Source organism: Oceanihabitans sediminis (assembly GCF_003337215.1).
Taxonomy (GTDB): Bacteria; Bacteroidota; Bacteroidia; order Flavobacteriales; family Flavobacteriaceae; genus Oceanihabitans; species Oceanihabitans sediminis.
In genome coordinates, this window is record NZ_QPIG01000001.1 from 562,756 (window position 1) to 588,302 (window position 25,547).

A 25,547-nucleotide genomic window follows, 5' to 3' on the forward strand; every position below is an offset into this window, starting at 1 on the left:
ATATAATTATTTCTTTTAGAGTGATGCTTTTAGAAAAATTTAACCAACTTATTTTAGTCATTAAAATTTAATTCAATCGTACTAATTTTGGTTTCTACTTTTACCTGGATACCTCTTCCAAATTTAGACTGAATTTTCTTTCCTATTTCACTGTCTATATTATTCATAATATGCAGGTGCTCGTTTAGACTCAAAACGCTTAGTTCTTGATTTAACGGTTTATTAGTAAAGTGATAGGGTATTGTAATTCTATTTACATAAAAGGTTACTTCCCTTTTATCGTCATAAGCTTCTAGAATTATTCCTGGCAAGCCGTTAAATTTCCATGGCCCAACTGGATTAACTAATGAAGGTGCAAACCAAACTAAATAGTTCCTTCCTCTAAAAGTAGTTTTTGCTAAATAACATTCAATGTCTTTAATTTTCTTTGTTTGGTTAGTAATGTTCCATTTTATTTTTGGAACTCTCTCAACAGAATAATAGGAGTTTTTACTTATAAGGTTTTTATGCTTTTCATATAAAGAATCATTAGATTTGTTTATGAATATCTCTTTAGCTAAAGAATCTTTTAAAATTATATTAAAGTTTAGATTATTAGAGTCATCTATTTCCTCTACATTTTCCTGGAGAACTTCTGTATACACAAATAATGAATGTGTGTTATTAAAAAACAGTTCAGACTTATATTCAATAGGTCTATTAATTGCTACAGTCATTTTATATTCAATTTTACCAGTAAAGTTAATTTCTTGAGAAAACAGAAAGTTTATAGGTACTATTAAAAAGAGAATAATTATATGTTTTTTCATTTATATATAAAAAATCTACCTTAAATTAATTTAAGGTAGATTATTTAGGGTTAATTAAGCGGATAATGCTTGTTTGGCTTCTGCATACAATCTCTTTATAGTAGCACTAACCTCACTGCAAGGTATGTTTTCTGCCGTCAAAGTAACTGAAACAATTCCTAAACTTACAGTGACTGATACAGAAACAGTACAATCCTTTTTATTAAAAATTTGATCAACATCAAAATTCTCAAAATCTGAAAAAGAATTAAAGCTCACATTTGTATTAATCTTTTCTGATAGATCTGTAGTTTCTGATAGATCTGTAGTTTCTATTTGAATCACTACTTTTTCATCATTAATTGATGAACGCGCAATCGTTGTTCCCATTAGCATAAAAGCTAAAACAAAAAATAAATTTTTCATAATTCTAAAATTTTAAACCAGTTTATAGTTTAAGTACTGGTTGGTTATTATAAATTAAGAAGCTAGAAGCATTTTTAAGAAGCTAATTGTAAAAATAAACTTGCGCAAGTTATTGGTGTTGCAACTGTACTCTTATTAATTTAAGGCTTCTTAGTACTTAAAATAACTGGAATACTCCGCGAACATAAAAAAAAAAAAAAACGGTTCTCACAAGTATTTTTAGAAAACTTTTCCTACAAGTTGTTATTTACGGGAAAACCGTAAAAAACGGGCTGTTTTTAAGCAAAAAGTCATTTGGAGAAGAATGGTTTTGCTTATTTTTATTTAAGCTTGTTGCCTTTTTATTGGGTGAAAAACTAGGTTTTTATTCTTATAGCAAAAAAGAGCTAAAGTTTAAATTTAGCTCTTAATTGCTCTTATATGTGCTTGGTTGTGGTTAGTTTTTATTATATACGAATATTTTACCGCTTATCATATCTCTTATAGAAAGAGTGTTGTTGTTTTCGAAATTAGCACCATAAAGCTCATAACATCTATGGCTTAAATCCTCTAAATCAATCATTTTCAAAAACCAAGTATTCACATCTGTTTCTGAATCGCATTGATGTGAAATAGTATAGCTATAGGTGTCCTCTAAAACATTATTATAATAATCTAAACACTGGTTATTTGTATTAAATACCCATTTTACATTTGGATCATCTTCTGCAACCCAAGTACCAATAATTTCTGTTGCTATGTTTGGTTGTGCTTGTTGTGCTTTACAGCTATTTGAGAATAGTATAAATAAAGCAATTATGAATAATTTTATTATTTTCCATTTTTAGTATATTTTATATATTTATATTATAAACAAGATATTGAGTCTTTTGCTTTTTCGAAAATTTCTTTTCTATCAGTTAAACCATTTTTTCCACCATTAACTTTTTTTGTTACTGTTTTTACAGTTGTATTTGTATTTATTGTGATTTTATCTATTACACTAGTTTTGTAAAACCAAAGAGCACTTAATATTGCAATTGTATCATTGTCTTTTAATAATTCAGGACTAGAAACAAAATCTTTATCTGGATCATATTTGTTGTTATACCAAGTTTGAAAATTAGTGTAATTACTTCTTCCTGTTAATTGAAATATACCTCTTCCTCTATACTTATAGCCATCTCCACTTACCACATCTCCATTTCCCATTCGACAACAGTATACATAATTTGCATGACCAGATGGATTACTAACGTATATATCTGGATTCTTTTTATTTACTGTGTCAGTTTCAGAGTAATATTTAGGGAAAATTTTCAATAATCGTGACTTAGTTGTATAATTAGTACTTTCCTCAACACCAAAACCATTAGCAAAACCTCCAACTTCATGACCTGCCTGTGATAAAAAATGTTGTAATTTCTCTTTTGTATCAATCCCAAAATCTTTTCCTTTATCATTAATTACAGCTTCTAGTGTAGACGCATTATTATCAGACATATTAGGAAAAATTTTCTTTAAATCCTCTTTAGAGGTATTACAATCATCTTCTTCTTGTGGTTCTGTAGGTGGCTTAACACCAGTTTCTTCATTTGGCGCACAATCGCCACCAATACCTGCTATAGGTTGTCCATCTAGAATATTTGTACCAGAGGTTTGGCATGGGTCGTCTTGGTTAGTATTATGACAGGTTTTAATTTTTCTATTTCGTTAAGTGAAATAACTTTATAAGACATTTCCGTTGTGGTTATTGCTTCTAGCTGGTTTAGTTCTTCCTTTTGGCATGCACTAATAATGTATTTGTATATGAAATATAGCAGATTTATATGAACTGATTTTCGGTTTAAAGACAAAAATAGCAGAAAAGAGCGAAACTTGAGTATAGCTCTTTTTAGGTGTTTTATATATATATTGTTATGGGCTTTTATTTTTTTTCTTTGGGTAACCCAGCTAGAATTAAGTTCACAAATGGAATTAAAAATAGCCATTTTGAAAGACCAACTTCGTTTAGCCTTCTAAACCCTAAAGTGGTAAATGGAATTATTATAATTATATTGTATATAGTTCCAATATGATTTAACCCAAATGCAGCCTTCAAAACACCAATGAAAATTGAGATTATTATGTTAATTAACATAAAATACCAAAACTCTTTAATTGAAGCCTTACTTTGAATGTCTGTAGCCTTTTTAAAGGCATTAATGTAATATTTCATAAAACGTTAAATTTATAACTGTGGACCTCCACAATTTGTATAAGCACAGTTTGCGAACTCTTCAGCCACGCAAGCAAATCCAGCTGCAATACAAACTAATTTACTTATTGTGCCCATATTGTCAATAGAATCTCTGGTACATTGTCTAATACTTTCGTAATCACATCCTCTATATAATTGTTGCGTATAATTATCATTAGTATTCGGAAGTGCATTTTCGATCCCATTAATAACAATTGATTCATATAAAATCTCGTTATTAATAGAGTAGATAAATGAGCCGTTGAGTTGGTCTATATTATTTTGAAAATAATTAGTTAATTCTTCGTCATTATTAAAGTCAGGAAGTGGATCGTCAGAAATAAAAGAGAACTCAATATTAAGTTCTTGATATTTATTCGTATGATTATTGTTTTTTGCAGTAGAAAAATTATTAGAATTTTGCTCAAAAAACATAGTGCCAGTTGTTTTAATTTCATTTGTAATTTTTTCATCACTAATATTTTCATTTGAACAAGAAGTGGTAATTATACTTATAAGTAATAATGTAGCTGTAACTAGAATACTTAATCTAAATTTTGTCATTTTTTTAATTTTTGAGTGCCTTTTCTTTTTCTAAGGCTAATTGGTTGTTATTTGTATTTAAATAGTTGTAATTTTAAATCATATTTTACTTCAGATTACTTTCTGGTTGCAAGATGGTTAGTCTCACGTTTGTTATTTTCTTAACTGTTCTATTAAATTTAATTACCCATAACTATAGAAAACACTAAGAGTAAGGCTAAGTGTTTTAAATGATTTATATATAGCTGTTTTTTCATAAATTCTAAAATTTTAAACCAGTATGTAGTTTTGTACTGGTTGGTTAGTAAAAATTTAGCCGAATTTTTTAGCCGAAAAATGTATAGCCGATGTGTATTAAAATAACAAGCCGTTATTATTTTTTAGTACACTAATAAATCTCTTAAGAGTAAATTGCTGCCGAAGCAGAAATGTTGAAAAAACTAGTACTAGTTATAGATTAATCTTGGTGTCTTTAGCAAATTTTTAATGGGCTAAGATTTAAATTTTTGCCTCAAACAAGTCAAACCTAAAAAAAAAAAAAAAAAAAACAAATCACTCTACTTTTAATCTTGTTTTTTTGCATTTCATCGAAAAGAGCCAATTTCTTACAAAACCCATTACGGTTTTCCCGTAAAAAAAGGGGTTTTAAGCAAAATACCATTTAGAGAAGAATGGTTTTGCTTATTTTTATTTAAGCTTGTTGCCTTTTTATTGGGTGAAAAACTAGGTTTTTATTCTTATAGCAAAAAAGAGCTAAAGTTTAAATTTAGCTCTTAATTGCTTTTATATGTGCTTGGTTGTGGTTGGTTTTTTATTGTTTGGTTAAAATTATTTCTTGGTGAGTTGGTATTCTATCATCATCTGGTTGACCCTCAAGCACTATAGACATATCAGATAATTTTATTTTAATTTTTATTTGTTCAGAATTACCAGATTGAGCAGGAATATGTCTTATTTCCATTTCATAATCGAAATAATTGCGCAAATGATCTTCTATAGAAATTTTCACACGACGTTCACTTTCAGTACATTCATTGCAACTTGGTAAATGATTTTTAGATATGATATAATTACCATAAAGCGAATGCTGATAAATGTTAGAAAATGTATCAATAAGACTTAATGTATTAACAATTTCTGTTCCATTGGAATCTATGTACAAATATTCTCCGTATAAGACATCTTCTTTGTATAAAATATTTCTAGCATTTACAGTATCTTGTTCTTTCTTTTTAATTATAAGTTTGAGTGATTCATTACCATTAGTATATTGCCAAGTTCCTATTAATTTTGTTAAATCACCATCTATATCCTTATAGTAGGCATTATCTACATCAAAATCGTTAGGAGTATCATATAGTGGAAATGTTTGCGCTTTACAAGAAAAAAAAGTAATTAATGTTATAGTGATAAAAAAGAATTGTTTCATAATGATTTTGTTTAGTTGCACGGTTCTCTTTCTACCGTAACACATACAAACACGGATTTAAATTTATTTCTTACCTATGAAACACTATAGTTCTTAACTGCAGTTATTTATATATTTGGTTATAGGCAGTATTTATTTGTTTCTTAATGTGTCCATTTTCACTTTATTATCTTTGGAAAAAGCACTATCAACTTTTTTTAAAAACCCTTCAGCTTCTTTATAGTTTTCTATTTTATGATAATTCCTTAGTTTTCCATCTCTATCAAGCTCAATTTCCCAACCATTTCCTATTCTATCAACTTTTAGCATTTGTAAAAATTCATCCTTTGTATAAGAATTAAGGTTAAAGGAATCTATCCGTCTTTTTATAAGCGAAATTCTGATATTTTTTTTAATAGATTTAGAGATTTCAAATAAAATAGAATCCTCTTTTTTTAATAAATAAAATTCCTCATTAGTTAAATTTATTTTATTTTTTATTAAAGCTATTGATTCCTGTTTTTCTTTTAGATTTGTAAATGGAGCGTGTGATTTACATGCAAAAACAAAAAATATGCATAATAAAAATATGTTACTTGTCTTCATAATATAAACTTAATGTGTATAATACCAGTAACTAATATTTTCGTTTAGCACACCAGTAGAGTAATTATATGCAATAAGGACTGTTATTTCTCTACGAACTCTAAATGGGTAGCCATCTATTTTTAACCCTATTTGAATTTCCCCCTGTATATAAATTTTAGTACTCTAATAAATCTCTTAAGAATAAATTGCTGCCGAAGCAGAAATAGAAAAAAAACTAGTACTAGTTATAGATTAATCTTGGTGTCTTTAGCAAATTTTTAATCGGCTAAGATTTAAATTTTTACCTCAAACAAGTCAAACCTAAAAAAAAAAAAACAATTTCAATGTGTTTTTCTAGAAAACTTTTCCTACAACTTGATACTTTATGTTTTGATATTAAAATACTTATGATAAAAAAAGCCATTCTTTTTCAGAATGGCTTTCAACTATATTTTTCTTGAAACTTTCGGTTTTTCCTTTATAAAAAACCAATTTCTGTTAACTTTTGAGCTGTTGAGACCAAGGTCTTACATGAAAACGAACATTACGTTTCCAATTATATTATTCTTGTATCACAAATTCTTAGAAGTCTAATTCTTCTGGTATATCTTCATCAGAATTTTCAGAATCTCCTCCTTGATTAGGATTATAGTTTTCACAATTCACTTCTATAGTAAGATTTTCGGGCTTTTTAAAATCTCCTTTAGAAATGTTAAGAGTCTCATCTTCATAACAGCTCTTCATATACATACCCCAAATTGGTAATGCCATAGCTGCTCCTTGGCCATAAGTAATAGAGGCAAAGTGTGTTGCTCTATCTTCTGCTCCAACCCATACACCGGTTACTAAATTAGGCACCATACCCATAAACCAACCATCACTTTGGTTCTGTGTGGTTCCTGTTTTTCCTGCAATTGGATTGGTAAACTCATAAGGGTAGCCAGTAATTATTTCTCTGTAATCTGCTCGCCATTTATCTCGACCTTTTCCTCTTAGTCTACTTCCCGATCCAGATTGTGTAACTCCTTGCATTAAATTAACCGTTACATAGGCTACTTCTTCACTTAACACATCTCTAGATTCTGGCGTAAATTGGTATAAAATGGTTCCGTTTTTATCTTCAATATGAGTTACCATTACTGGTTTGGTGTATACTCCTTGATTTGCAAAGGTAGCATAGGCTCCCACCATTTCGTATACACTAATATCTGAAGTACCTAAACCAATAGATGGCACTGCTAATATTTCGGATTCTACCCCTAATTTTTTCACTAAATCTACTACTGGTTGTGGGCCAACCTTATCCATTAACCTTGCTGTAATGGTATTAATAGAGTTTGCTAAAGCATTTTTTAATGTTCGCGTTCCACCGTATTTGTTATCAGAGTTTTTAGGTGTCCATGGTTCTGGATTTCCAAACTTATTAGCTTCAATAGTTATTTGGGTGTTTGGTAATTCGTCACAAGGAGAAAGGTGCAACTGATCTATTGCTGTTGCATAAACAAATGGTTTAAAAGTAGAACCTACTTGACGCTTACTTTGTTTTACGTGATCAAACTGAAAGTGTCTATAGTTCATACCACCAACCCATGCTTTTACATGACCAGTTTCTGGATCCATACTCATCATTCCTGGGTGTAAGAAATGCTTATAATAACGCATAGAATCTAATGGCTTCATGATGGTATCAATTTCACTTGGCTTACCGTCTTTCCAAGCGAAAACACTCATTTTTGTAGGCTTTTCAAACGAAGCGATAATCTCCTTTTCACTCTTTCTAAGATCGTATTTCATATGCCTCCATCGTTCACTTTGCCTCATAGAACGCTTCATTAAGGCATCTATTTGATTTTTATCTAAATCTAGAAATGGTGCTGTTGGATTTCTATCTGGTGTGTTTTGATGAAAAAACTCAGCTTGCAGTCTAGGCATATGTCTTGCTACCGCTTCTTCTGCATGTAATTGCATTCTAGAATCGATAGTAGTATACACTTTTAACCCGTCACTATTAATATTATATTTTGAACCATCTGGCTTTCTATTTGCTTCATCGTTTGTCCAATCTTTCATAAAAGCACGAAGATATTCTCTAAAATAGGTTGCTGTACCTTCACGGTGTGACTCTGGTGAATAGCGTAAACCTAAATCTAATTTCTGTAGAGAATCTTTAAGTTTTTCATCTATATATCCATATTTCTCCATTTGCGCTAAAACCACATTACGTCTGTTTTTTACACCAACAGGGTTACGCTCTGGCCTTGGATTATATAAGGAAGAGTTTTTAAACATTCCTACCAACATAGCAGATTCTTTTACATCTAATTCGATTGGTTCTTTTCCGAAATAAATACGGGAAGCAGAACGAATTCCATCTGCATTATTTCCAAAATCGTAGATATTGAAGTATTGTGCTATAATTTCTTCTTTGGTATATTGTCTTTCTAGTTTAGTAGCAATAATCCACTCTTTTGCTTTCTGAGAAATTCTTTCTACAATATTTTTAGAACCCTCACCATGAAATAATTGTTTGGCTAATTGTTGTGAAATAGTACTTGCACCTCCGCCTTTTCCTAATTTAAAAATGGCTCTTAAGGTTCCTCTTGCATCTACTCCTGAGTGATCGTAGTACCTAGCATCTTCTGTAGCAACTAACGCATCTACGAGATGCTGTGGTAATTCGTCATAGCTTACAGGTGTTCTGTTATCGTTAAAATAGAATTTTCCTAATGTTTTTCCGTCTGAAGAAATAATTTCAGTAGCTAAATTGGTTTTAGGATTTTCTAAAACGGTATGATCTGGAAGTGGACCAAAAACACCCCATGAAGCTAGTAGAAATAAGAAGATTACTACCATAAAGCCTCCTAGAAAAAGGATCCAAAATAAACGAATATATTTACTAAAGTCTTGTGTTTTTTCTTGTTTTTTTGCCATAAATAAGTGCCTTAAGTAGCTAAAGATTAATTCATTTGTTTTTCAATTCGTAAACCAACATCTGTAATACCTTCTAAATCTTTAACGCCGTGTACTTTGCCATTTTCACGCATAGCTTGCTCAATATTTATTTGGTATTCACCCATTTCTGTGAAAATAAAATCTTCTTTATACCACAATTTATTCTCTTTAATACTAGAAAAGCCAGTGCCTAAAAATTCGCCATTAGGCTTTGCCATCTTGTACTCTAAAGTATCTTTTATTGTTTTTCCGTGAGGAAAATTTATTTCAACTATAATAAACAAGTTGTTGTATTTGTAGTCTTGGTTATTTCGCAAGTTTACAAACATATTATACTTGTTTGTTGTGTCTGGAGCTGCTACTTTAAAGGCAACCACATGGTCTTTACTCCAAGTATCTGGAAGACTTTGATATACATCAAAAACTCCAGTAGAATCGCAGGAAACAAAGAAAAAAGTAAGACCTAAAAGTAATAGAGAAATACTATTTCGCATTATTATTTTTGTTTTGAGGTTTTCTTCTCTTGTTATTTTTCTTGTTTCTATTGTTTCTGTTCTTATTGGATTTACGTTTGTTATTTCCTTTTGGATTATCAAAACGCGTTAAACTATCTTGACCAACAACGTTTTCAAAAGCCGATTTAGTATCTTCTATAAGTTCTGAAGCATATTCTTCAAGACTAGCAATTTTTTGCTTTTTCTTGTTTAAAGCAATAATTTCATTTGCTTGATCTTTAGTGATCTTATGCCAGTTCATCCATTCCCCTTCATAAGCATACCATAAATGCCCTTTAAAAATATCGGTTTTTTGACAAACTGCAGTACCTTTTTCGGTGTATAGTTTTATTTCTGGTTTTGGGATAGATTTTAATGCATCTAAGTAGCTATCTAACTCGTAATTTAAACAACATTTTAGTTTACCACATTGCCCGGCAAGTTTTTGCGGGTTTAGGGAAAGTTGTTGATAACGAGCAGCAGAGGTGCTTACCGAACGAAAATCTGTTAACCAAGTAGAGCAACAAAGCTCACGGCCACAAGATCCTATTCCACCAAGTCTTGCAGCTTCTTGTCTAAAACCTACTTGCTTCATTTCAATTCTAGTTCTAAACTCTCTTGCAAAAAGCTTAATAAGTTCTCTAAAATCTACGCGCTCTTCTGCTGTATAATAGAATGTTGCCTTACTTGCATCTCCTTGAAATTCAATATCCGAAATTTTCATTTGCAATTTTAAGTCTATTGCAAACTGTCTAGCTTTAACCTTCATTGCCTCTTCTCTATCACGAGCATCCGACCAAATATCTATATCTTTTTGTGAGGCTTTTCGGTAAATTTTTAAAGCACCTTCTTTCTTATCTGAAACTTTTTTACGTTTCATTTGTACTCTAACCAATTCTCCGGTAAGAGTAACCATACCAATATCATGGCCAGATTGCGCCTGTGTTGCAACCACATCGCCTATTGCTAAAGTTAAGTTTTCAGTGTTTTTATAGTATTCTTTTCGTCCGTTTTTAAAACGAACCTCCACCCAATCAAATGGTTTTTCGCCATTTGGGAGTGACATATTTGCTAACCAATCAAAAACAGTAAGTTTATTACAACTATCTGTTCCACATGTTCCGTTATTTTTGCAGCCTTTTGGTTGGCCATCTTTTCCTGTTGAACAAGTTCCACAAGCCATAAAGTAGTATATATTGATTCTGAAAAAACATATTTTTTTCCAGAAGAAGATTAATAAAAATAGTTTCATTTTTAAGGCGTTACACCTTAGCTGAAACCACAATTCAAAGCAAAACTTTGAAGTGTAAAGATAATATTATTTATTAAGTTAATAAGGCGGTGATTTTATAAAACTATATTTTTAAAAATACACGCACACATTATACATACAAACAATTAACAACCAGCTATTTAATCAAAAACAACACCTTAGAATTATTAATTTTAATGCCATTAGTAAAGACGAACAAATCTGAAGAAATGTGGATATTTAACGTTTTAAAAGTATAAAGATTTTAATTAAACTCTACTTCGTAATTTAATCTATTGGAAAGAGATTTTAACTCCTTTTCAGATTTAAAAATATTAGAGAACAATTGCTTACTCCACCCTATTCTTTTTGAATATTGATTGAATGTTTCGTTTTTCCAATCAAATCCGTTTTTCCATAAATTATTAGGAGAAACATAGCAGAAGGTGTAGTCGAAAATCAAACTAGAACTATTGATATCTGATTTTTTTGGAATTTCAATAGAAGCCAATAGCGTAATATTATTAGCCTTACAATTTGCTCTTATTTCTTGTATAACTTTCGGGTAATCTTCGCGTAAAGACTCCAAATCAAAATCATTGTATTCTGTGTTTCCTATTTTTCTGATAGGTCTAATTTGAAGGAGGTCGAAACTCTCTCCATTAAAATGCTTGAAGAGCTCTGATAATTCATAAAAATTATCCTTATTAAAAGTGTAATTAATTCGAACCTCAAACTTATACTTACTCTTTAGCTTTTGAAAAGCATTAAATGCATTATGGAATTTCTTATAACTAGCTTTATTCATAAAGCCTTCATAGCTTTCTTTGGTTACCCCGTGCAAAGAAATGGTAAATTCATTAAGTCCAGCCTTTAAAAGCGCCTCTATACTCTCTTCGTTTAATAAATTTGCATTGGTAGTTAAAGAGATATAAGGAACCCCGTACTGCTTGCCTAATTTTACTATTTCTGGTAAGTTTTTATATAAAGTAGGTTCTGTACCACAGCCAATTTGTAGTTTTAAAGCTCGTTTAAAAATAGTTTTAGCTACCTGTTCTAACTCTTCTGGTTTAAATTGCCCTTTTAGTGTTTTTACATAATCCGCATCTGTAAAATAACACATCTTACAACGTAAATTACAAGCCATTACAGGATCTAGATTTACTGCTAAATATCGTTTATTAAACTTATGAAGCAACCAAAGACCAAAAAATTTAATTCTGTGACTTTTGATTTTTCTATTTAACTGTAATAGCTTGTAAATATTCATTTACTTTTTTTGAGCTAGTGTTTCAAAAATGTTTCGCAAATCTTTTTTGTATGGTAAGTGATCTGCTCTTCCTTTTTTAAATATATCGTTACTGTTTTTTTGCCCTTTACGTAATGCTTTTTGCTCTTCGTATGGTAAAGCATGAATTTCTTTACAATTTGTAGAACAACAGTTATTCATTTCTTCTTTACAAGCATCACACTGAATGAATAATAAATGACAAGCATCATTTGCACAGTTTGTATGAATATCAAACGGGCTACCACATTGGTGACATTGTGCAATGACATCATCACTAATTTTTTCTGCTCTTCTTTCGTCAAATACAAAGTTTTTTCCAATGAATTTATTGTCTAAACCTTTGTCGTTTACCTGACGTGTATACTCGATAATTCCGCCTTCTAATTGGTATACATTTTTAAAACCTTTGTGCTTAAAATAAGCTGAAGCTTTTTCACAACGTATTCCACCTGTACAATACATTACAAGTTTTTTATCCTCTTTATACTCTCTTAAATCGGCTTCAATAATGTCTAAAGACTCTCTAAAAGTATCTACATCTGGAGTAACTGCATTTTTAAAATGACCTATTTCGCTTTCGTAGTGATTTCTCATATCTACCAAAACCGTATTTTCATCTTCAATAAGCTCATTAAACTGCTCTGCTCCTACGTGAATTCCTTTGTTTCTTACATCAAAAGTTTCGTCGTTTAAACCGTCTGCAACAATTTTTGGTCGCACTTTTACTTTCAGTTTTAAAAAGGACATATTGTCTTGCTCAATAGCAATATTCAAACGAATTCCTTTTAAAAAATCTATAGTGTCTAAATGGTTTTTGAAGGCTTCAAATTGATCTGCCGGAAGAGATAATTGTCCGTTAATACCTTCATGAGCTACATAAATTCTTCCTAGAACGTCTAATGCATTCCAAGTTAAAAATAAATGATCTCTAAATTCTTGAGGATTTTCAATTTTAGCGTACTGATAAAAAGAAAGTGTTAATCGGTCTTTTCCTGCTTCTTCGATTAACGCAGCTCTTTCTTTTGCGCTTAAGGTGTTGTACAGTTGCATGCTATACTAGTTTTAAGGTTAAAAAAATATTTGAACATTTTGGTAAAAACCTCCATGTTTTAAGCTGCAAAGGTACATTTTTAAAAATGATTGACAAGAAATGCCTGATTGGAAAAAAAATTAGGACTTTATTTTCATTTAAATAACTAGTAACAGATTAGCTACAAAAAGACTGCTTTTAAATTTTTTAAAAGTTGTTATTGTATTGTAATATGACAAAAGAAGTGTTATTTTAGCACCTCTTACACCAATTAAATTTATATACACAGATGAGTAGCGAAAAAGATGCAAAATTAAAAGCCCTTAAACTAACTTTAGACAAATTAGATAAGGCTTACGGAAAAGGAACAGTAATGAAAATGAGTGACCAGGCCATTGTAGATGTAGAAGCTATTTCTTCTGGATCTTTAGGTTTAGACATTGCATTAGGTGTTGGTGGTTACCCAAGAGGAAGAGTTATAGAAATTTATGGTCCAGAATCTTCTGGTAAAACAACTTTAACTTTACATGCTATTGCCGAAGCACAAAAATCTGGAGGTATTGCAGCATTTATTGATGCAGAGCATGCTTTTGATAGATTTTATGCTGAAAAACTTGGCGTAGATATAGATAACTTAATTATATCACAACCAGACAATGGGGAGCAAGCACTTGAAATTGCAGATAATTTAATTCGTTCTGGTGCAATTGATATTGTTGTAGTCGATTCGGTTGCTGCATTAACTCCAAAGAGTGAGATTGAAGGTGAAATGGGAGACTCTAAAATGGGACTTCATGCACGTTTAATGTCGCAAGCACTAAGAAAATTAACTGCTTCTATTAGCAAAACAAACTGTACCGTTATCTTTATTAACCAATTAAGAGATAAGATTGGTGTTATGTTTGGAAACCCAGAAACAACTACTGGAGGTAACGCATTAAAATTCTATGCTTCTGTACGATTAGATATTAGAAGGTCTACACAAATAAAAAGTACAGACGGAGATGTACAAGGAAACAAGACTAGAGTAAAAGTGGTTAAAAACAAAGTAGCTCCTCCGTTTAGATTAGCGGAATTTGATATTATGTACGGTGAAGGAATTTCGAAAGTTGGTGAAATTCTAGATATTGCTGTAGAATATGAAATTGTAAAGAAAAGCGGTTCTTGGTTTAGCTACGGCGACACCAAATTAGGACAAGGTAGAGACGCTGTTAAAGCCTTGATAAAAGACAATCCAGAACTAATGGATGAGTTAGAAGAAAAAATTAAAGCAGCTTTAAAAGAAGCTAAAGAATAAATTTAAAAATCAAAATCCCCGAAACGTTTCGGGGATTTTTTTTATACCACACCATTACTACTAAGGTGATTTAAAATCACTTCTCTAGATTTAGCATTTATGGTTTTTGTATCTTTTGTAGTTAATCCTTCGGTAGGAAGAAACTTATGTATTTTTGCTCGCATTTTCCCCGGACTTCCACTAAAGAAAGTATAAGAGAATCGTTTTTTATTATCTAAGAAAGTTATAGGTACAATTGGTATCTGGTGGTTTATGGCAAGCCTAAATGCACCATCTTTAAATTCGGTTAAAAGAATATGCTCCTCTGGAACCATTCCTTCAGGGAAAATACAAATACTAACTCCTTGCTTCAATCTTCTTTGTGCTCTTAAAAACACAGCTTTCCTACTTCTTTCACTACTTCTGTCAACTAAAATACAAGTACGTTTATAAAAGAAACCAAATAAAGGAATTTTAGCTAACTCTGCCTTACCTACAAATACAAAAGGATTTTTTACAGCAACCAACATGAACATTATATCTGCCATAGAAGTATGATTTGCAATAAACATATAACTCTTGTTGGGTTCTGGAGTTTGTTCTCTTTCAATTTTAGTTTTAAAGCCCATTCCTATTAAAATAATCCTCGCCCAAATACGTGCTATTTTAAAAAACAAAGGATACCAAGCTTCTTTTAAAATAGATATTATTAGAATAGGAAAAAACAGGATAATAGGTAAAGCAACTAGGATATAGAACCAAATACGATAGAAAATCCAGAAAATGTATTTTAATATTTTCATATGGATCAAATCTAATAAAATTATCGAAGTCATCTTTATAAAAAATTTATCTTTGTACTCTAGTTTAACTATAATAAAGATTCCTCCCAATAACTCTCGGGATTGACAGGTAAAAAATATGGCAAGAATTTTAACAGGAGTACAAAGTACAGGAACACCACATTTAGGAAACATTTTAGGAGCAATTATGCCAGCTATAAAAATGGCTGAAGAAGATAAAAACGAATCGTTTTTATTTATTGCAAACCTACATACTTTAACACAGATTAAAGATGCTGAAGTTTTAAGAGAAAACACCTATTCTGTTGCTGCAACCTGGCTTGCTTTTGGCTTAGATTTTGAAAAAACAGTATTTTACAGACAAAGCGATATCCCGCAAACAACAGAACTTTCTTGGTATTTAAGCTGTTTCTTTCCGTACCAACGCTTAACCTTAGCGCATGGTTTTAAAGATAAAGCAGACAGATTAGACGACGTAAACGCAGGCTTATTTACATATCCTATGCTTATGGCGGCAGACATCTTATTATACGATGCAGATATTATTCCTGTTGGAAAAGACCAACTTCAACATATAGAAATGACTCGTGACGTTGCTTCCCGTTTTCATACAAGAATGGGAGAAACTTTTGTGCTTCCAGAAGGGAAAATACAAGAAAACATCATGCTTGTTCCTGGAACCGATGGACAAAAAATGAGCAAGAGTAGAAACAACTTTATCAACATCTTTTTAGATGACAAAAAGTTGCGTAAACAAATCATGAGTATTGAAACAGATAGTACTGCTTTAGAAGATCCTAAAGATTGGAAAACTTGTAACTGCTTTGCGCTTTATAGCATTTTAGCTTCTGAAGAGGAAATTGAAACCATGAAAGCTAACTACGAAAAAGGTGGTTACGGATATGGTCATGCAAAACAAGCTTTATTTGAGCTAATTGTTGAAAAATTTGCAGAGCAAAGAGAACGTTATAACTACTATATGAACAATAAAGAGGAGTTAGACAGAATTCTTGCTATTGGAGCAGAAAAAGCAACAGCAGTTGCAAATAAGGTTCTTGCTCGTGTTAGAGAAAAAGTTGGTTATTAATTAAATAACCTCAAATAATTTTCCCGGAAGCGGCCTTACAACCCCTTTCAATTCCATATTTAAAAGTAAACTTGCTACTTTAAAAGTTGGCAGGTTACATTTTAGTGCAATAACATCTAGCATTTCTTTGTCGTGCTTTTGTAAAAAATCATAAATTATTTTTTCTTGATCATCTAGCTCGACAAAGAGTTGCTTTTGCACAGAAGGTTTTTCAATTTCTTCTAATTTCCAATCTAATATATACGGGACATCTAAAGGAGTAGATAATAAGTGTGCTTTTTGGAATTTTATTAGGTTATTACAACCAACACTTTGCACGTCTGTAACACGTCCTGGAACTGCAAAAACATCTCTATTATAGGAATTTGCAATATCTGCAGTAACTAGACTACCGCCTTTTTCAGCAGATTCTATAACAATGGTTGCCTGACTTAAACCCGCGATAATTCTATTTCGTTTTAAAAAATTAGTTCTTTCAAAGGCTGCGGAACTCCAAAAATCTGTAAAGAAACCACCATTTTTCTCCACTTCAGCAACATACTTTTTATGAGACTTTGGATAAATTTGATTTAAGCCATGTGCTAAGCAACCTACGGTTTGAAGCTCGTGTTTTATAGCTGACTTTTGTGCGGTTATATCTGTTCCATAGGCAAAACCAGAAACAATAACCGGATTAAATACAGCAAGTTCTTCTACTAGTTTCTCACAAAAAGCAATACCGCTAGAAGTAACTTTTCTTGCCCCTACAATACTAATAATTCTTTGTTGTTTTAGGTTTATATTTCCTGCCTGAAACAAAACTATAGGGCTATCTATACAATGTTTTAGCTTTTCTGGATAGGAGGCATCAGCAAAATAATGACAGATAATATTTTCGTCATTAATAAATTGTAATTCTTTTTCGGCTGCCTGTAAATGTTCACTGCTAAACAAATCGCTAATAAGAATACTTCCAACTCCATCAATCTTTAGTAAATTCTGCTTTTTTTCTTTAAAAACAGCTTCCGCAGAACCACAATGAGCAATGAGTTTTTTAGCAGTAATATCTCCAATTTTCGAGACATGCTGCAGGGCCAAAGCATAAAATAAATTATTTTCAGACATTTAATAAATTGATTTTCAACCTACAATTTAATTAATTTTTATAGTGTTAATAAATTGTTAGATGGAATTTTTATCTGCAGTAAAAATATTCTAACTTTGTTTTATGCGATTAGAAACTTACATAAGCGATTTACTATATAGATATGACTGTGTTACAGTACCAGGATTTGGTGCTTTTTTAACACAACGTGTTTCTGCAAAAGTGCACGAATCAACTAATGCCTTCTATCCTCCTAAAAAAGTATTGTCTTTTAACGAGCAAATACAAAAGAACGATGGATTATTAGCAAGCTATATTGCAGATGTAGAAAAGATTCCTTTTGAGGTAGCGGTTATAAAGATTGAAAAAAGAGTACAATCTTTAAAATCGTTGTTAACAGAAGGAGAAACACTTTCTTTTCATAATATTGGTGATTTATCTTTTAATAATGAAGGAAAAATTGTTTTTGAACCTTCTTATCACCTAAACTATTTAACCGATGCATTTGGTTTAAATCAGTTAGTTTCTCCTGCCATTACAAGAGAAGTTTACAAAGAAGAAGCAGAAAAAATAGAGAAAGTTATTCCTATATCTGTTACTCCAGAAAAGCGTAAAACAAGACCTTATTTAAAATATGCAGCAATTGCTTTACTTGCTTTAACTGTAGGTGGTTTTGCTGCTTCTAACTACTATGTAAACCAAATTAATACGCACAACCAATTAGCACAAGAAGAAGCTAACACGCAGTTAGAAAGTAAAATCCAAGAAGCTACTTTTGTTATAGAAAATCCGCTTCCTGCTGTTACTCTTAAAGTAAACAAGCAAGTTGGAAATTACCATATTATTGCTGGTGCTTTTAGATTGGAAGAAAACTGCGATAAAAAGGTGCAACAATTAAAAGAGCAAGGATTTGACGCTAGAAAAATTGGCGTAAACAAATATGGTTTACATCAAGTTGTTTACTCTAGTCATTTCGATAGACTTGAAGCTTTAAAAACCTTACGCGAAGTTAAAAGGACGCACAATAAAGCCGCTTGGTTATTAGTTAAAGACATCAACTAATTCCCTTATTTTTTATTATTTTTATTTTTCCTGCAAGTTGGGATGATTTTTTATGTCTTCTTTTTAAAGTTTCCTGTTAACTAGGATTGCTAATAAAATGAAGATAAATTCTAAAAATCGCTTTACCTTTGCTATTCATTTAAAAATTATAAAATGTCTTTAAAAACTCCTGAACAATCTAGAACCATTATGACCGATTTGGTTTTACCAAGTGAAACCAATCCAATAAACAACCTTTTTGGTGGCGAATTACTTGCTAGAATGGATCGTGCTGCTAGTATTGCGGCAAGAAGACACTCTAGACGTATTGTTGTTACAGCCTCTGTAAACCACGTTGCTTTTAACCGTGCGATTCCCCTTGGAAGTGTAGTAACTGTTGAAGCTAAAGTTTCTCGTGCTTTTAAAAGTTCGATGGAAATTTATATAGATGTTTGGATTGAAGATAGAGAGTCTGGAGAAAAAACAAAAGCAAACGAAGCTATTTACACTTTTGTTGCTGTTGATGAAACAGGAAGACCGGTTAGAATTGAAGAAATTCAACCAGTAACAGAGTTAGAAAAAGAACGTTACAAAGGTGCTTTAAGAAGAAAGCAATTAAGCTTGGTTCTTGCTGGAAAAATGAAAGCAGATGATGCTACAGAATTAAAAGCATTGTTTAATTAAAACAGAGCTTATATAAAACAAAAAACTCCTGCTTTCGAGGGAGTTTTTCGTTATATGAATTTTATATAAACCTATAAGTAATACTACATTTTGTAAATCCAAGAGGCTGGATTCTCTGTTTTAGAGTTGTTAAAAACACTGAAACTTAGGATTGTTTGTCCGTTAGAAGGATTGGTAAACACCTCTCCTATTTCTTGTTTTGTTCTTACTTTATCTCCTTTTTTAACATAGATTTTTCCTAGGTTAGAATATGCTGTAAAGTAATTACCATGACGAATTAAAACAGAAGGGTTTCCGTTTTTAGAAGCTATAATTCTATATACTTCTCCGTTAAAAACGGCACGTACTTTAGCATCTTTTTCTGTAGCTATACGCACTCCATTACTTTGAATCATAATAGTTTTTACAATAGGACTTGGTTGTCTACCATAACGTAGTTTTACCACACCCTTTTCTACAGGCCAAGGTAATTTACCTTTACTAGTAACAAAGCTATTTGCCAAGACCTTGTCTTCTGGTGTCATTGCATACACTGCAGAAGATTTTGAAGTAGATTTTTTTCCTGCCTTTGTATTAGAACTCGCAATGGCTTCTCTAATAATTCGTTCTATTTCTCTATCAATTCTATCAGCTTCAGCTTGTCTGTTTTTAATTTGAGCTGCGTATTTACTTAAATCCTTATTGATAGACTCCATTAAAGATTGATGTTCTTTCAGCTCTTTTTCTAATTCTACCTGAGCAACTTTGTTTTCTGCTATAAGTTTTTGCTTGTCGGCCTTTTGTTTTAGTAAGGCCTTATTCACCTCTTGTAATTCGGCTGTTTTAAGCTTTATAGACTCCCCTTGCTTCTTTTGGTATTCTGCATATTGGTTAATGTATTTAACACGCTTATATGCCTGCTGGAAGTCGCTAGAAGACAATAAGAACATTACTCGGCTTTGTTCACTTTTACTTTTATAAGAAGTAACTATCATTTTAGCATAATTCTCTTTGAGAACTTCTAGCTCTTCTCTTAATTCTGAAATTTTATGCTGATTGTCGTTTATTTCTCTAGTAAGTAAATTAGCCTGTTGGTTGGTTACTTTTATCAAGTTTCTACGAACACTAACTTTATAATTTAAATCCTCAATTAATGTTAATTGCGATTTTTGTTGCGATTTGTTTTTAGAAAGCAAACTGTTTATTTGCTGAATTTCTCTGCGTAATTCTTGTCTGCGATCTTCTAATTCTTGCTGTTTTTTACTTTGAGAAAACGCAGCAGTTGTGCATAAAAATAATGCAAGAATAAAAGCTATTTTGAATATTGATTTATCTGCCATTATTTAAGTACAATTTCTTCGTATCCTGAAGGAATACGGAATGGGAAACTTAGTTTTGAATTTAAGGTTAAGGATCTAAATTCTAAATTTACATTCGTTTCTTCATTAGCTTCTACAGCGTGTATTTTTATAGTTTCTGGAAATGTTTGCTTATCTACTTTTTGATAACTTGTATAGTCTATTTGAAGCATTCTAAGCTCTTTCGCTTGTGCTAGCTGCTGAGAATTCATCTTAAAATGAGACGCATTCAATAGGTAAAATAACTCTAAAGCTTCCGATTGTGTTTTCGGTTTTAAAATATACTGATCGTCTAAAGTTTGAACTTCAAAATCATCCTCTTTCAAACTATATAATGCTTCGCCAAGCAACAGATTTTGTACTTTATTAAAATCTAATTCTATACCCATTAAATCGCTTAAATAAGCATAGTTTCCGTCGAAATAGGTATTATCCCAATTATTATAGAAAGCGACTCTAGTTGGGGTAATTAGAGCTTTAATAATTCCTAATTTACTAATCCAAATAACCTGGTCTTTTTCCATTCTAAAACTTACCGTGGTACTTTTAGAATTGGAGCCTTCGGTATAATCTATCTTTAATCTACCAGCAAGTGTTTCAAAATCTGGAGTAGATTTTAAATGTGCTTTTATAAGCTGTTTTGCTGAAAGATTTAAATTACCTTCTCCTGTTGCAACTGTTTTGGAAGATTTACAACCAAACAGTAGAACAACAAAGGAAAGTATATATATAACACGTTTTAACTGCATTAATTTTTAAGTTCTAATTGTTTTACTTTATCAATAAACGACTTTGCCTTACTTGTATTGTTTAGTTGGGTATATGCGATGCTTAATTGTTTATAAAAATCGATTTCCATATTGGTATCTTCAATAATATAATCTAAACCTGCTTCTAAGTTTCTAATAGCTTTTTGCGGCTGGTTTAAGTTGTTTTGAGCTACTGCATTTACCAAATAAAATATAGGCTGTGAAGGGTAATTTCCTAAAGCTTCACTACTCATTTTTTCTGCTTCGGTATAATTTTCTACTTCAAGATATAATAACATTACATTACGAAGTACACCAAAGTTATCTGGCTCTTTTTGTAAAGCTTGCTTATAATAGTCTAATGCCTTTTGCTTTTCCCCTTTTGCTAAAAAATATTGGGCAAGTTCAATGCTAGATTTTCCCTTTTCATCTTCGGTGACTTTAGAGGTAATCTCTACTAACTGACTTTCGTATTCTGGGTTTTCACCTACAAACTTTACAAAGTCTGAAAGCACCATCATTTTTGCTTCAGGCTTAATTTGAGTACTGTTTAAAACTATTTCCATAGACGAAACAGCTTTGTCTGCCTCCTTATTATCTAAGTAAAACTTATATAAAGCCAAATGCACTAACTGGGAATTAGGGTGACTTTCTAGAAGTTTTTTTGCAGTTTCAAAAGCCTTTTGTTTTTCGTTATTTTCACTATATCTATAAATTAGAGACAGGTAGTTTTTCTCTTCATCTGGATTGTCTGCTACGCGTTCTTCTAGATTTTCTATCTGTTCTTTTTTATTTCCGGTGATATGGTAAATACGATTTCTAACGCGATCTCTTTCGGCTGAAACACCTTTCTCTGCATCTATTTCATCTAAAACTTTTAAAGCTTCCTCAAAATTCCTGCTTTTAACGTAAAGTGTCACCAAATCTTCTTTATAATCTGGATGATACTTTACTAGTTGCTTTACAGTTTGTATTGCTTTATCTGTCTCGTTTAGTTTGGAATAGGTCACATAAAGCTCGTCTAAAAACCACTCGTTATCTGGTTCTTTTTTAACTGCTTTTTTTAGCGCTTCTTCTGCGAGCCCGAAATCTTTAAGCTTATTGTAGTTTTTACCTAATTCGAAATATAAGGCAGGATCTGAATCATCTAACTTTTCGCATTTCAGTAAAGCTTCCACTGCACGATCATAATTCTCAATTCCCTTTTGCTTTAAAGCTTCAAAGAATAATTCTTGATATGCATCTGAAACATCTCCTAAATCATCTTCAGGTTTTTTATTGAAATCCACCTGCGCATAATTTACCTGCGGAAAAAGAAAAATTCCGAAGACAAAAAAGAGTATGTACAGTTGTTTTTTCATTTAATTTACCTGAAAAATAAGTTTATTTCTAATTAAAGTAGGAAGCAATAGTTATTCCAAAATAGAATAATCACCAATACTTATTTTAGTGAATTCGCCGTTATACTTTACATGATTACCAATCATTGCTTCATCTAGCTTAGCGTTTCTGATACTGGTATTATTTTGTATTAAGCTGTTTTTAATGCTAGCATTTTCGATAGTACAATTGTTTCCTATAGATACATTTGGTCCAACTGTAGCGTTTACGAGTTTTACATTTTCACCGATATAACAAGGTTCTATGATTTTTGAGTTCTCTAAGCTTACAGAATCTGCAATTAATTGCTCTTCGTTATCTGCTTTTAAGAAACCAAGCATTCTTGTATTGGTTTCAATGGTAACGGTTTTGTTTCCACAGTCCATCCACTCATCTACGGTTCCTGTTTTGAAAACTTTCCCTTCGGCCATCATTCGTAAAATACCATCATTGATTTGGTACTCGCCTCCATTGGTAATGTTTTCGTCTAAAATTTCTTGAAGTTTCCCTTTTAAAACAGCTACATCTTTAAAATAATAAATACCAATTACCGCTTGATCGCTAACAAAGTTCTCTGGTTTTTCAACAAGCTCTGTGATATTCTCTTCGGCGTTTAATTTTACTACTCCGTAAGCCTCAGGATTCTCAACAATTTTTGTCCAAATTACCGCATCTGCTTCAGGGTCTAAGTTAAAATCTGCACGGATTAAAGTATCTGCATAAGCAATAACTGCTGGTCCGGAAAGAGAAGGTTCTGCACACATGATTGCATGACCTGTTCCTAAAGGTTGGTCTTGTCTGTAAATAGACGCTTTTGCTCCAAGGCTTTCTGCTAATGCTACTAAGCTTTTAACTACATCATCACCAAACCAAGCTGGATCCCCTAAAACAAAAGCTATTTCTTCTATAGGTTGTTTTAAAACCTTAGCAATATCTTTTACTAATCGGTGTACAATTGGTTGTCCTGCTACAGGAATTAATGGTTTTGGAACTGTTAAACTATGTGGACGAAGACGAGAACCTCGTCCTGCCATTGGTACTATTATTTTCATATTTTAATGTGATTCGATATTTATTTAGTTGTTGCTTTAATTGTCATGGTATATATACCATAGTTTCAATTTTATTGAATTAGAGATTGCTAGGTTCGTAGGAATTTATTTAACTCCAGTAGACCCAAAACCACCTGCACCTCTATCGGTTTCAGAAAGTTCTGAAACTTCTTCCCATTCTGCTCTTTCGTGTTTTGCTATTACTAATTGTGCTACACGCTCTCCATTTTCAATTGTAAAGTCTTCGTTTGAAAGGTTTACTAAGATCACTCCTATTTCCCCTCTGTAATCTGCGTCTACGGTTCCAGGAGCATTTAATACAGTAATTCCTTTTTTAGCAGCTAAGCCACTTCTTGGTCTTACTTGTGCTTCAAAACCTATAGGTAATTCTATAAACAAACCTGTTTTAACAATTGTTCTATCTAATGGCTTCAGTATAATTGGCTCTTGAATATTCGCTCTTAAGTCCATTCCTGCTGAAGCTATAGTTTCGTAGTTAGGTAATGCGTGACTAGATTTATTAATTATTTTAATTTTCATTTACTTCTAATTTCAATTTAAACTATTCTTCCTAGTATATAAATTATCTATTGATAAACATTCTTTTTAGCTCTTTTTTTTCTACTAGCAAAGCTATTGTCAAAAATAATAAAACTAAAGCGGTATTTAGATAATAGTTAGCATTTGTGTTTAAGGCAATTACTGAAAGAGCAACCGCTAAAAGCAAATAGCCTAATATAGCTTTTAAGTTATAAGGAACTGGATAGTGTTTTTGACCAATATAATAAGATAGCACCATCATTGCTCCATAAGCTAATAAGGTTGCCCAGGCAGCTGCAATAAAACCTATTTGCTCTATCATTACTATATTGAAGACAATGGTAATTATTGCACCAACAATAGACAAGTACATTCCGTAGCGTGTTTTATCTGTAAGTTTATACCAAATTGCAAGATTGAAATATATTCCCAAACACAGATTTGCCAATAAAACGATAGGTACAATTTCAATTGCAAGCCAATAGCTTTCATCTCTAACAATAAACTCTTTAAAGATATCTAAGTAAGCTATAATAAACACAAGCATGGCGCTACCAAAAATCACAAAGTACTTCATGATGGTTGCATAGGTTTGCTTGGCGTTCTTCTCTTGCGCATGATTAAAGAAAAATGGTTCTGCACCTAGTTTAAACGCTTGAATAAAAATAGTCATAAATACAGCAATCTTATAACAACCGCTATAAGCACCATTTATATCTTTTCCTAATGCACTTGGAAGTAACCACTTATCAAAATTTTCATTAATTACATATGCCATACCTGCCACCATTATAGGCCAGCCATAGTTTAAAAGTTGCTTAAATATAGGGATACTGAATTGTAGTTTTGTTCTTAAGAAATATGGTATTAACAATAAAAATGTAGCAATACTAGCAACAAGGTTTGCGATAAAAATATACTTCACTAAATCTGCACTATCGTACTCCGGGTAATTGATGCCGTATTTAGGAATAGCCCATAAAAAGAAGAAATTAAGAAGTACAACTATAATAATGTTTGCAATTTTTATAGAAGCAAATTTAATAGGCCTTCCGGTGGCTCTTAGGTATGCAAAAGGAATTGCAACAAGAGCATCTAGCACTAAAACTCCGACTAATAAATTAAAATATGTTTGATCGAGGTTTACTAATGCTGCTAGTTGTTGATTGAAAGAAAAAACAACACCTAAAAACAATAAGGAAGTTACCGTTAAACTAATTAAAGCCGTAGAGAAAACTTTCTGTTTATCTTCACTTTTACTAAAAAACCTAAAGAAAGCTGTTTCCATTCCATAGGTAAGAAGCACATTGAAAAAAGCTGCGTAAACGTAAAAAGTAGTATTATCGGAATAGCTTACAGTTCCTAGAGTTTTGGTATGAAGAGGAACTAAAATAAAGTTCATAAGTCTAGGTAACACAGTTGCTAGACCATAAATGATGGTGTCTTTAAAGAACTTTTTTAATGCACTCAAGAAGTTTGTTTTTTAATTCTGCTAAATATACACGAATAATAAACGTTTTGCAA

At 31.6% G+C, this 25,547-nt stretch carries 24 protein-coding genes; 4 read left to right on the forward strand and 20 right to left on the reverse strand.

The window, feature by feature from the left end; translation table 11 throughout:
• Positions 1-53: 53 nt before the first annotated feature.
• The 12 genes from DU428_RS02525 to trhO all read right to left on the reverse strand — a co-directional run bounded on the left by DU428_RS02525 (position 54) and on the right by trhO (position 13,010).
• Positions 54-809, reverse strand: coding sequence for a GLPGLI family protein (locus DU428_RS02525; protein ID WP_072347966.1), 756 nt, complete (start codon positions 807-809; stop codon positions 54-56).
• A gap of 54 nt (positions 810-863) precedes the next feature.
• Positions 864-1,214, reverse strand: coding sequence for a hypothetical protein (locus DU428_RS02530; RefSeq protein ID WP_113965730.1), 351 nt, complete (start codon positions 1,212-1,214; stop codon positions 864-866).
• Between the two features lie 846 nt (positions 1,215-2,060).
• Positions 2,061-2,696, reverse strand: coding sequence for a glycoside hydrolase family 19 protein (locus DU428_RS02535; RefSeq protein ID WP_072347962.1), 636 nt, complete (start codon positions 2,694-2,696; stop codon positions 2,061-2,063).
• A gap of 424 nt (positions 2,697-3,120) precedes the next feature.
• A complete protein-coding gene (locus tag DU428_RS02540; protein WP_072347960.1) occupies positions 3,121-3,411 on the reverse strand; it encodes a DUF805 domain-containing protein in 291 nt (96 codons plus the stop codon).
• A gap of 12 nt (positions 3,412-3,423) precedes the next feature.
• Positions 3,424-3,996 (reverse strand): hypothetical protein, encoded by a 573-nt coding sequence (locus tag DU428_RS02545; RefSeq protein ID WP_072347958.1) that lies wholly within the window; start codon positions 3,994-3,996, stop codon positions 3,424-3,426.
• Between the two features lie 790 nt (positions 3,997-4,786).
• The gene (locus tag DU428_RS02550; RefSeq protein ID WP_123796483.1) at positions 4,787-5,404 is read right to left on the reverse strand and encodes a DUF6705 family protein; all 618 of its coding nucleotides are present in this window, start codon (positions 5,402-5,404) and stop codon (positions 4,787-4,789) included.
• 132 nt (positions 5,405-5,536) lie between these two features.
• A complete protein-coding gene (locus tag DU428_RS02555; RefSeq protein ID WP_113965732.1) occupies positions 5,537-5,989 on the reverse strand; it encodes a hypothetical protein in 453 nt (150 codons plus the stop codon).
• Positions 5,990-6,553: 564 nt separating this feature from the next.
• Positions 6,554-8,902 (reverse strand): penicillin-binding protein 1A, encoded by a 2,349-nt coding sequence (locus DU428_RS02560; protein WP_072347952.1) that lies wholly within the window; start codon positions 8,900-8,902, stop codon positions 6,554-6,556.
• Between the two features lie 26 nt (positions 8,903-8,928).
• Positions 8,929-9,417 (reverse strand): gliding motility lipoprotein GldH, encoded by a 489-nt coding sequence (locus DU428_RS02565; protein WP_072347951.1) that lies wholly within the window; start codon positions 9,415-9,417, stop codon positions 8,929-8,931.
• A complete protein-coding gene (locus tag DU428_RS02570; protein WP_072347950.1) occupies positions 9,407-10,600 on the reverse strand; it encodes a PSP1 domain-containing protein in 1,194 nt (397 codons plus the stop codon). Before DU428_RS02570 ends, DU428_RS02565 begins: the two co-directional genes overlap by 11 nt.
• A 334-nt stretch (positions 10,601-10,934) precedes the next feature.
• Complete coding sequence (locus DU428_RS02575; protein WP_072347949.1) at positions 10,935-11,939, reverse strand: radical SAM protein; 1,005 nt, start codon at positions 11,937-11,939, stop codon at positions 10,935-10,937.
• Positions 11,940-13,010 carry an oxygen-dependent tRNA uridine(34) hydroxylase TrhO gene (trhO, locus tag DU428_RS02580; RefSeq protein ID WP_072347948.1) on the reverse strand — a complete coding sequence of 357 codons (1,071 nt, stop codon included), beginning with the start codon at positions 13,008-13,010 and terminating at the stop codon, positions 11,940-11,942. It abuts the gene before it with no gap.
• A 269-nt stretch (positions 13,011-13,279) separates the two neighbouring features.
• On the opposite strand from trhO, the gene recA reads away from it, so the two are divergent.
• The gene (gene recA / locus DU428_RS02585; RefSeq protein ID WP_072347947.1) at positions 13,280-14,287 is read left to right on the forward strand and encodes a recombinase RecA; all 1,008 of its coding nucleotides are present in this window, start codon (positions 13,280-13,282) and stop codon (positions 14,285-14,287) included.
• A 41-nt stretch (positions 14,288-14,328) separates the two neighbouring features.
• Here recA and DU428_RS02590 read toward each other — a convergent pair whose 3' ends face one another.
• A complete protein-coding gene (locus DU428_RS02590) occupies positions 14,329-15,069 on the reverse strand; it encodes a lysophospholipid acyltransferase family protein (RefSeq protein WP_113965897.1) in 741 nt (246 codons plus the stop codon).
• A gap of 118 nt (positions 15,070-15,187) precedes the next feature.
• Here DU428_RS02590 and trpS point away from each other — a divergent pair, with 118 nt between their 5' ends.
• On the forward strand, positions 15,188-16,156 hold the full coding sequence (gene trpS, locus DU428_RS02595) for a tryptophan--tRNA ligase (RefSeq protein ID WP_113965733.1): 969 nt from the start codon (positions 15,188-15,190) through the stop codon (positions 16,154-16,156).
• Here trpS and dprA read toward each other — a convergent pair whose 3' ends face one another.
• The gene (dprA, locus tag DU428_RS02600; RefSeq protein ID WP_113965734.1) at positions 16,157-17,260 is read right to left on the reverse strand and encodes a DNA-processing protein DprA; all 1,104 of its coding nucleotides are present in this window, start codon (positions 17,258-17,260) and stop codon (positions 16,157-16,159) included.
• A gap of 103 nt (positions 17,261-17,363) precedes the next feature.
• Between dprA and DU428_RS02605 the strand changes: the two genes are divergently transcribed.
• The gene (locus DU428_RS02605) at positions 17,364-18,302 is read left to right on the forward strand and encodes an HU domain-containing protein (protein WP_072347943.1); all 939 of its coding nucleotides are present in this window, start codon (positions 17,364-17,366) and stop codon (positions 18,300-18,302) included.
• 153 nt (positions 18,303-18,455) lie between these two features.
• The gene (locus DU428_RS02610; RefSeq protein ID WP_072347941.1) at positions 18,456-18,965 is read left to right on the forward strand and encodes an acyl-CoA thioesterase; all 510 of its coding nucleotides are present in this window, start codon (positions 18,456-18,458) and stop codon (positions 18,963-18,965) included.
• 83 nt (positions 18,966-19,048) lie between these two features.
• Here DU428_RS02610 and DU428_RS02615 read toward each other — a convergent pair whose 3' ends face one another.
• From DU428_RS02615 to DU428_RS02640, 6 genes are all read right to left on the reverse strand, one after another.
• Positions 19,049-20,284 (reverse strand): murein hydrolase activator EnvC family protein, encoded by a 1,236-nt coding sequence (locus tag DU428_RS02615; protein ID WP_072347939.1) that lies wholly within the window; start codon positions 20,282-20,284, stop codon positions 19,049-19,051.
• Positions 20,284-21,051, reverse strand: coding sequence for a DUF4292 domain-containing protein (locus DU428_RS02620; RefSeq protein WP_113965735.1), 768 nt, complete (start codon positions 21,049-21,051; stop codon positions 20,284-20,286). The genes DU428_RS02615 and DU428_RS02620 overlap by 1 nt, the downstream gene beginning before the upstream one ends.
• Positions 21,051-22,412, reverse strand: coding sequence for a tetratricopeptide repeat protein (locus tag DU428_RS02625; RefSeq protein WP_072347935.1), 1,362 nt, complete (start codon positions 22,410-22,412; stop codon positions 21,051-21,053). Before DU428_RS02625 ends, DU428_RS02620 begins: the two co-directional genes overlap by 1 nt.
• A gap of 51 nt (positions 22,413-22,463) precedes the next feature.
• Positions 22,464-23,483: a nucleotidyltransferase family protein gene (locus tag DU428_RS02630; protein ID WP_072347933.1), complete on the reverse strand. Its 1,020-nt coding sequence runs from the start codon at positions 23,481-23,483 to the stop codon at positions 22,464-22,466.
• 105 nt (positions 23,484-23,588) lie between these two features.
• On the reverse strand, positions 23,589-24,023 hold the full coding sequence (dut, locus tag DU428_RS02635; RefSeq protein WP_072347931.1) for a dUTP diphosphatase: 435 nt from the start codon (positions 24,021-24,023) through the stop codon (positions 23,589-23,591).
• 43 nt (positions 24,024-24,066) lie between these two features.
• Complete coding sequence (locus DU428_RS02640) at positions 24,067-25,494, reverse strand: oligosaccharide flippase family protein (RefSeq protein WP_072347929.1); 1,428 nt, start codon at positions 25,492-25,494, stop codon at positions 24,067-24,069.
• Between the last annotated feature and the right edge of the window lie 53 nt (positions 25,495-25,547).

What these genes read in the sequence shown, in the direction of transcription:
- dprA (WP_113965734.1), bottom strand. Translation starts at nt 17,260, where the DNA reads ATGTCTGAAAATAATTTATTTTATGCTTTGGCCCTGCAGCATGTCTCG.
- DU428_RS02555 (WP_113965732.1), bottom strand. Translation starts at nt 5,989, where the DNA reads ATGAAGACAAGTAACATATTTTTATTATGCATATTTTTTGTTTTTGCA.
- DU428_RS02615 (WP_072347939.1), bottom strand. Translation starts at nt 20,284, where the DNA reads ATGGCAGATAAATCAATATTCAAAATAGCTTTTATTCTTGCATTATTT.
- DU428_RS02630 (WP_072347933.1), bottom strand. Translation starts at nt 23,483, where the DNA reads ATGAAAATAATAGTACCAATGGCAGGACGAGGTTCTCGTCTTCGTCCA.
- DU428_RS02525 (WP_072347966.1), bottom strand. Translation starts at nt 809, where the DNA reads ATGAAAAAACATATAATTATTCTCTTTTTAATAGTACCTATAAACTTT.
- DU428_RS02560 (WP_072347952.1), bottom strand. Translation starts at nt 8,902, where the DNA reads ATGGCAAAAAAACAAGAAAAAACACAAGACTTTAGTAAATATATTCGT.
- DU428_RS02550 (WP_123796483.1), bottom strand. Translation starts at nt 5,404, where the DNA reads ATGAAACAATTCTTTTTTATCACTATAACATTAATTACTTTTTTTTCT.
- trhO (WP_072347948.1), bottom strand. Translation starts at nt 13,010, where the DNA reads ATGCAACTGTACAACACCTTAAGCGCAAAAGAAAGAGCTGCGTTAATC.
- DU428_RS02625 (WP_072347935.1), bottom strand. Translation starts at nt 22,412, where the DNA reads ATGAAAAAACAACTGTACATACTCTTTTTTGTCTTCGGAATTTTTCTT.
- DU428_RS02620 (WP_113965735.1), bottom strand. Translation starts at nt 21,051, where the DNA reads ATGCAGTTAAAACGTGTTATATATATACTTTCCTTTGTTGTTCTACTG.
- DU428_RS02540 (WP_072347960.1), bottom strand. Translation starts at nt 3,411, where the DNA reads ATGAAATATTACATTAATGCCTTTAAAAAGGCTACAGACATTCAAAGT.
- DU428_RS02565 (WP_072347951.1), bottom strand. Translation starts at nt 9,417, where the DNA reads ATGCGAAATAGTATTTCTCTATTACTTTTAGGTCTTACTTTTTTCTTT.
- DU428_RS02605 (WP_072347943.1), top strand. Translation starts at nt 17,364, where the DNA reads ATGCGATTAGAAACTTACATAAGCGATTTACTATATAGATATGACTGT.
- trpS (WP_113965733.1), top strand. Translation starts at nt 15,188, where the DNA reads ATGGCAAGAATTTTAACAGGAGTACAAAGTACAGGAACACCACATTTA.
- recA (WP_072347947.1), top strand. Translation starts at nt 13,280, where the DNA reads ATGAGTAGCGAAAAAGATGCAAAATTAAAAGCCCTTAAACTAACTTTA.
- DU428_RS02535 (WP_072347962.1), bottom strand. Translation starts at nt 2,696, where the DNA reads ATGTCTGATAATAATGCGTCTACACTAGAAGCTGTAATTAATGATAAA.
- DU428_RS02590 (WP_113965897.1), bottom strand. Translation starts at nt 15,069, where the DNA reads ATGAAAATATTAAAATACATTTTCTGGATTTTCTATCGTATTTGGTTC.
- DU428_RS02575 (WP_072347949.1), bottom strand. Translation starts at nt 11,939, where the DNA reads ATGAATATTTACAAGCTATTACAGTTAAATAGAAAAATCAAAAGTCAC.
- dut (WP_072347931.1), bottom strand. Translation starts at nt 24,023, where the DNA reads ATGAAAATTAAAATAATTAATAAATCTAGTCACGCATTACCTAACTAC.
- DU428_RS02545 (WP_072347958.1), bottom strand. Translation starts at nt 3,996, where the DNA reads ATGACAAAATTTAGATTAAGTATTCTAGTTACAGCTACATTATTACTT.
- DU428_RS02570 (WP_072347950.1), bottom strand. Translation starts at nt 10,600, where the DNA reads ATGGCTTGTGGAACTTGTTCAACAGGAAAAGATGGCCAACCAAAAGGC.
- DU428_RS02530 (WP_113965730.1), bottom strand. Translation starts at nt 1,214, where the DNA reads ATGAAAAATTTATTTTTTGTTTTAGCTTTTATGCTAATGGGAACAACG.
- DU428_RS02610 (WP_072347941.1), top strand. Translation starts at nt 18,456, where the DNA reads ATGTCTTTAAAAACTCCTGAACAATCTAGAACCATTATGACCGATTTG.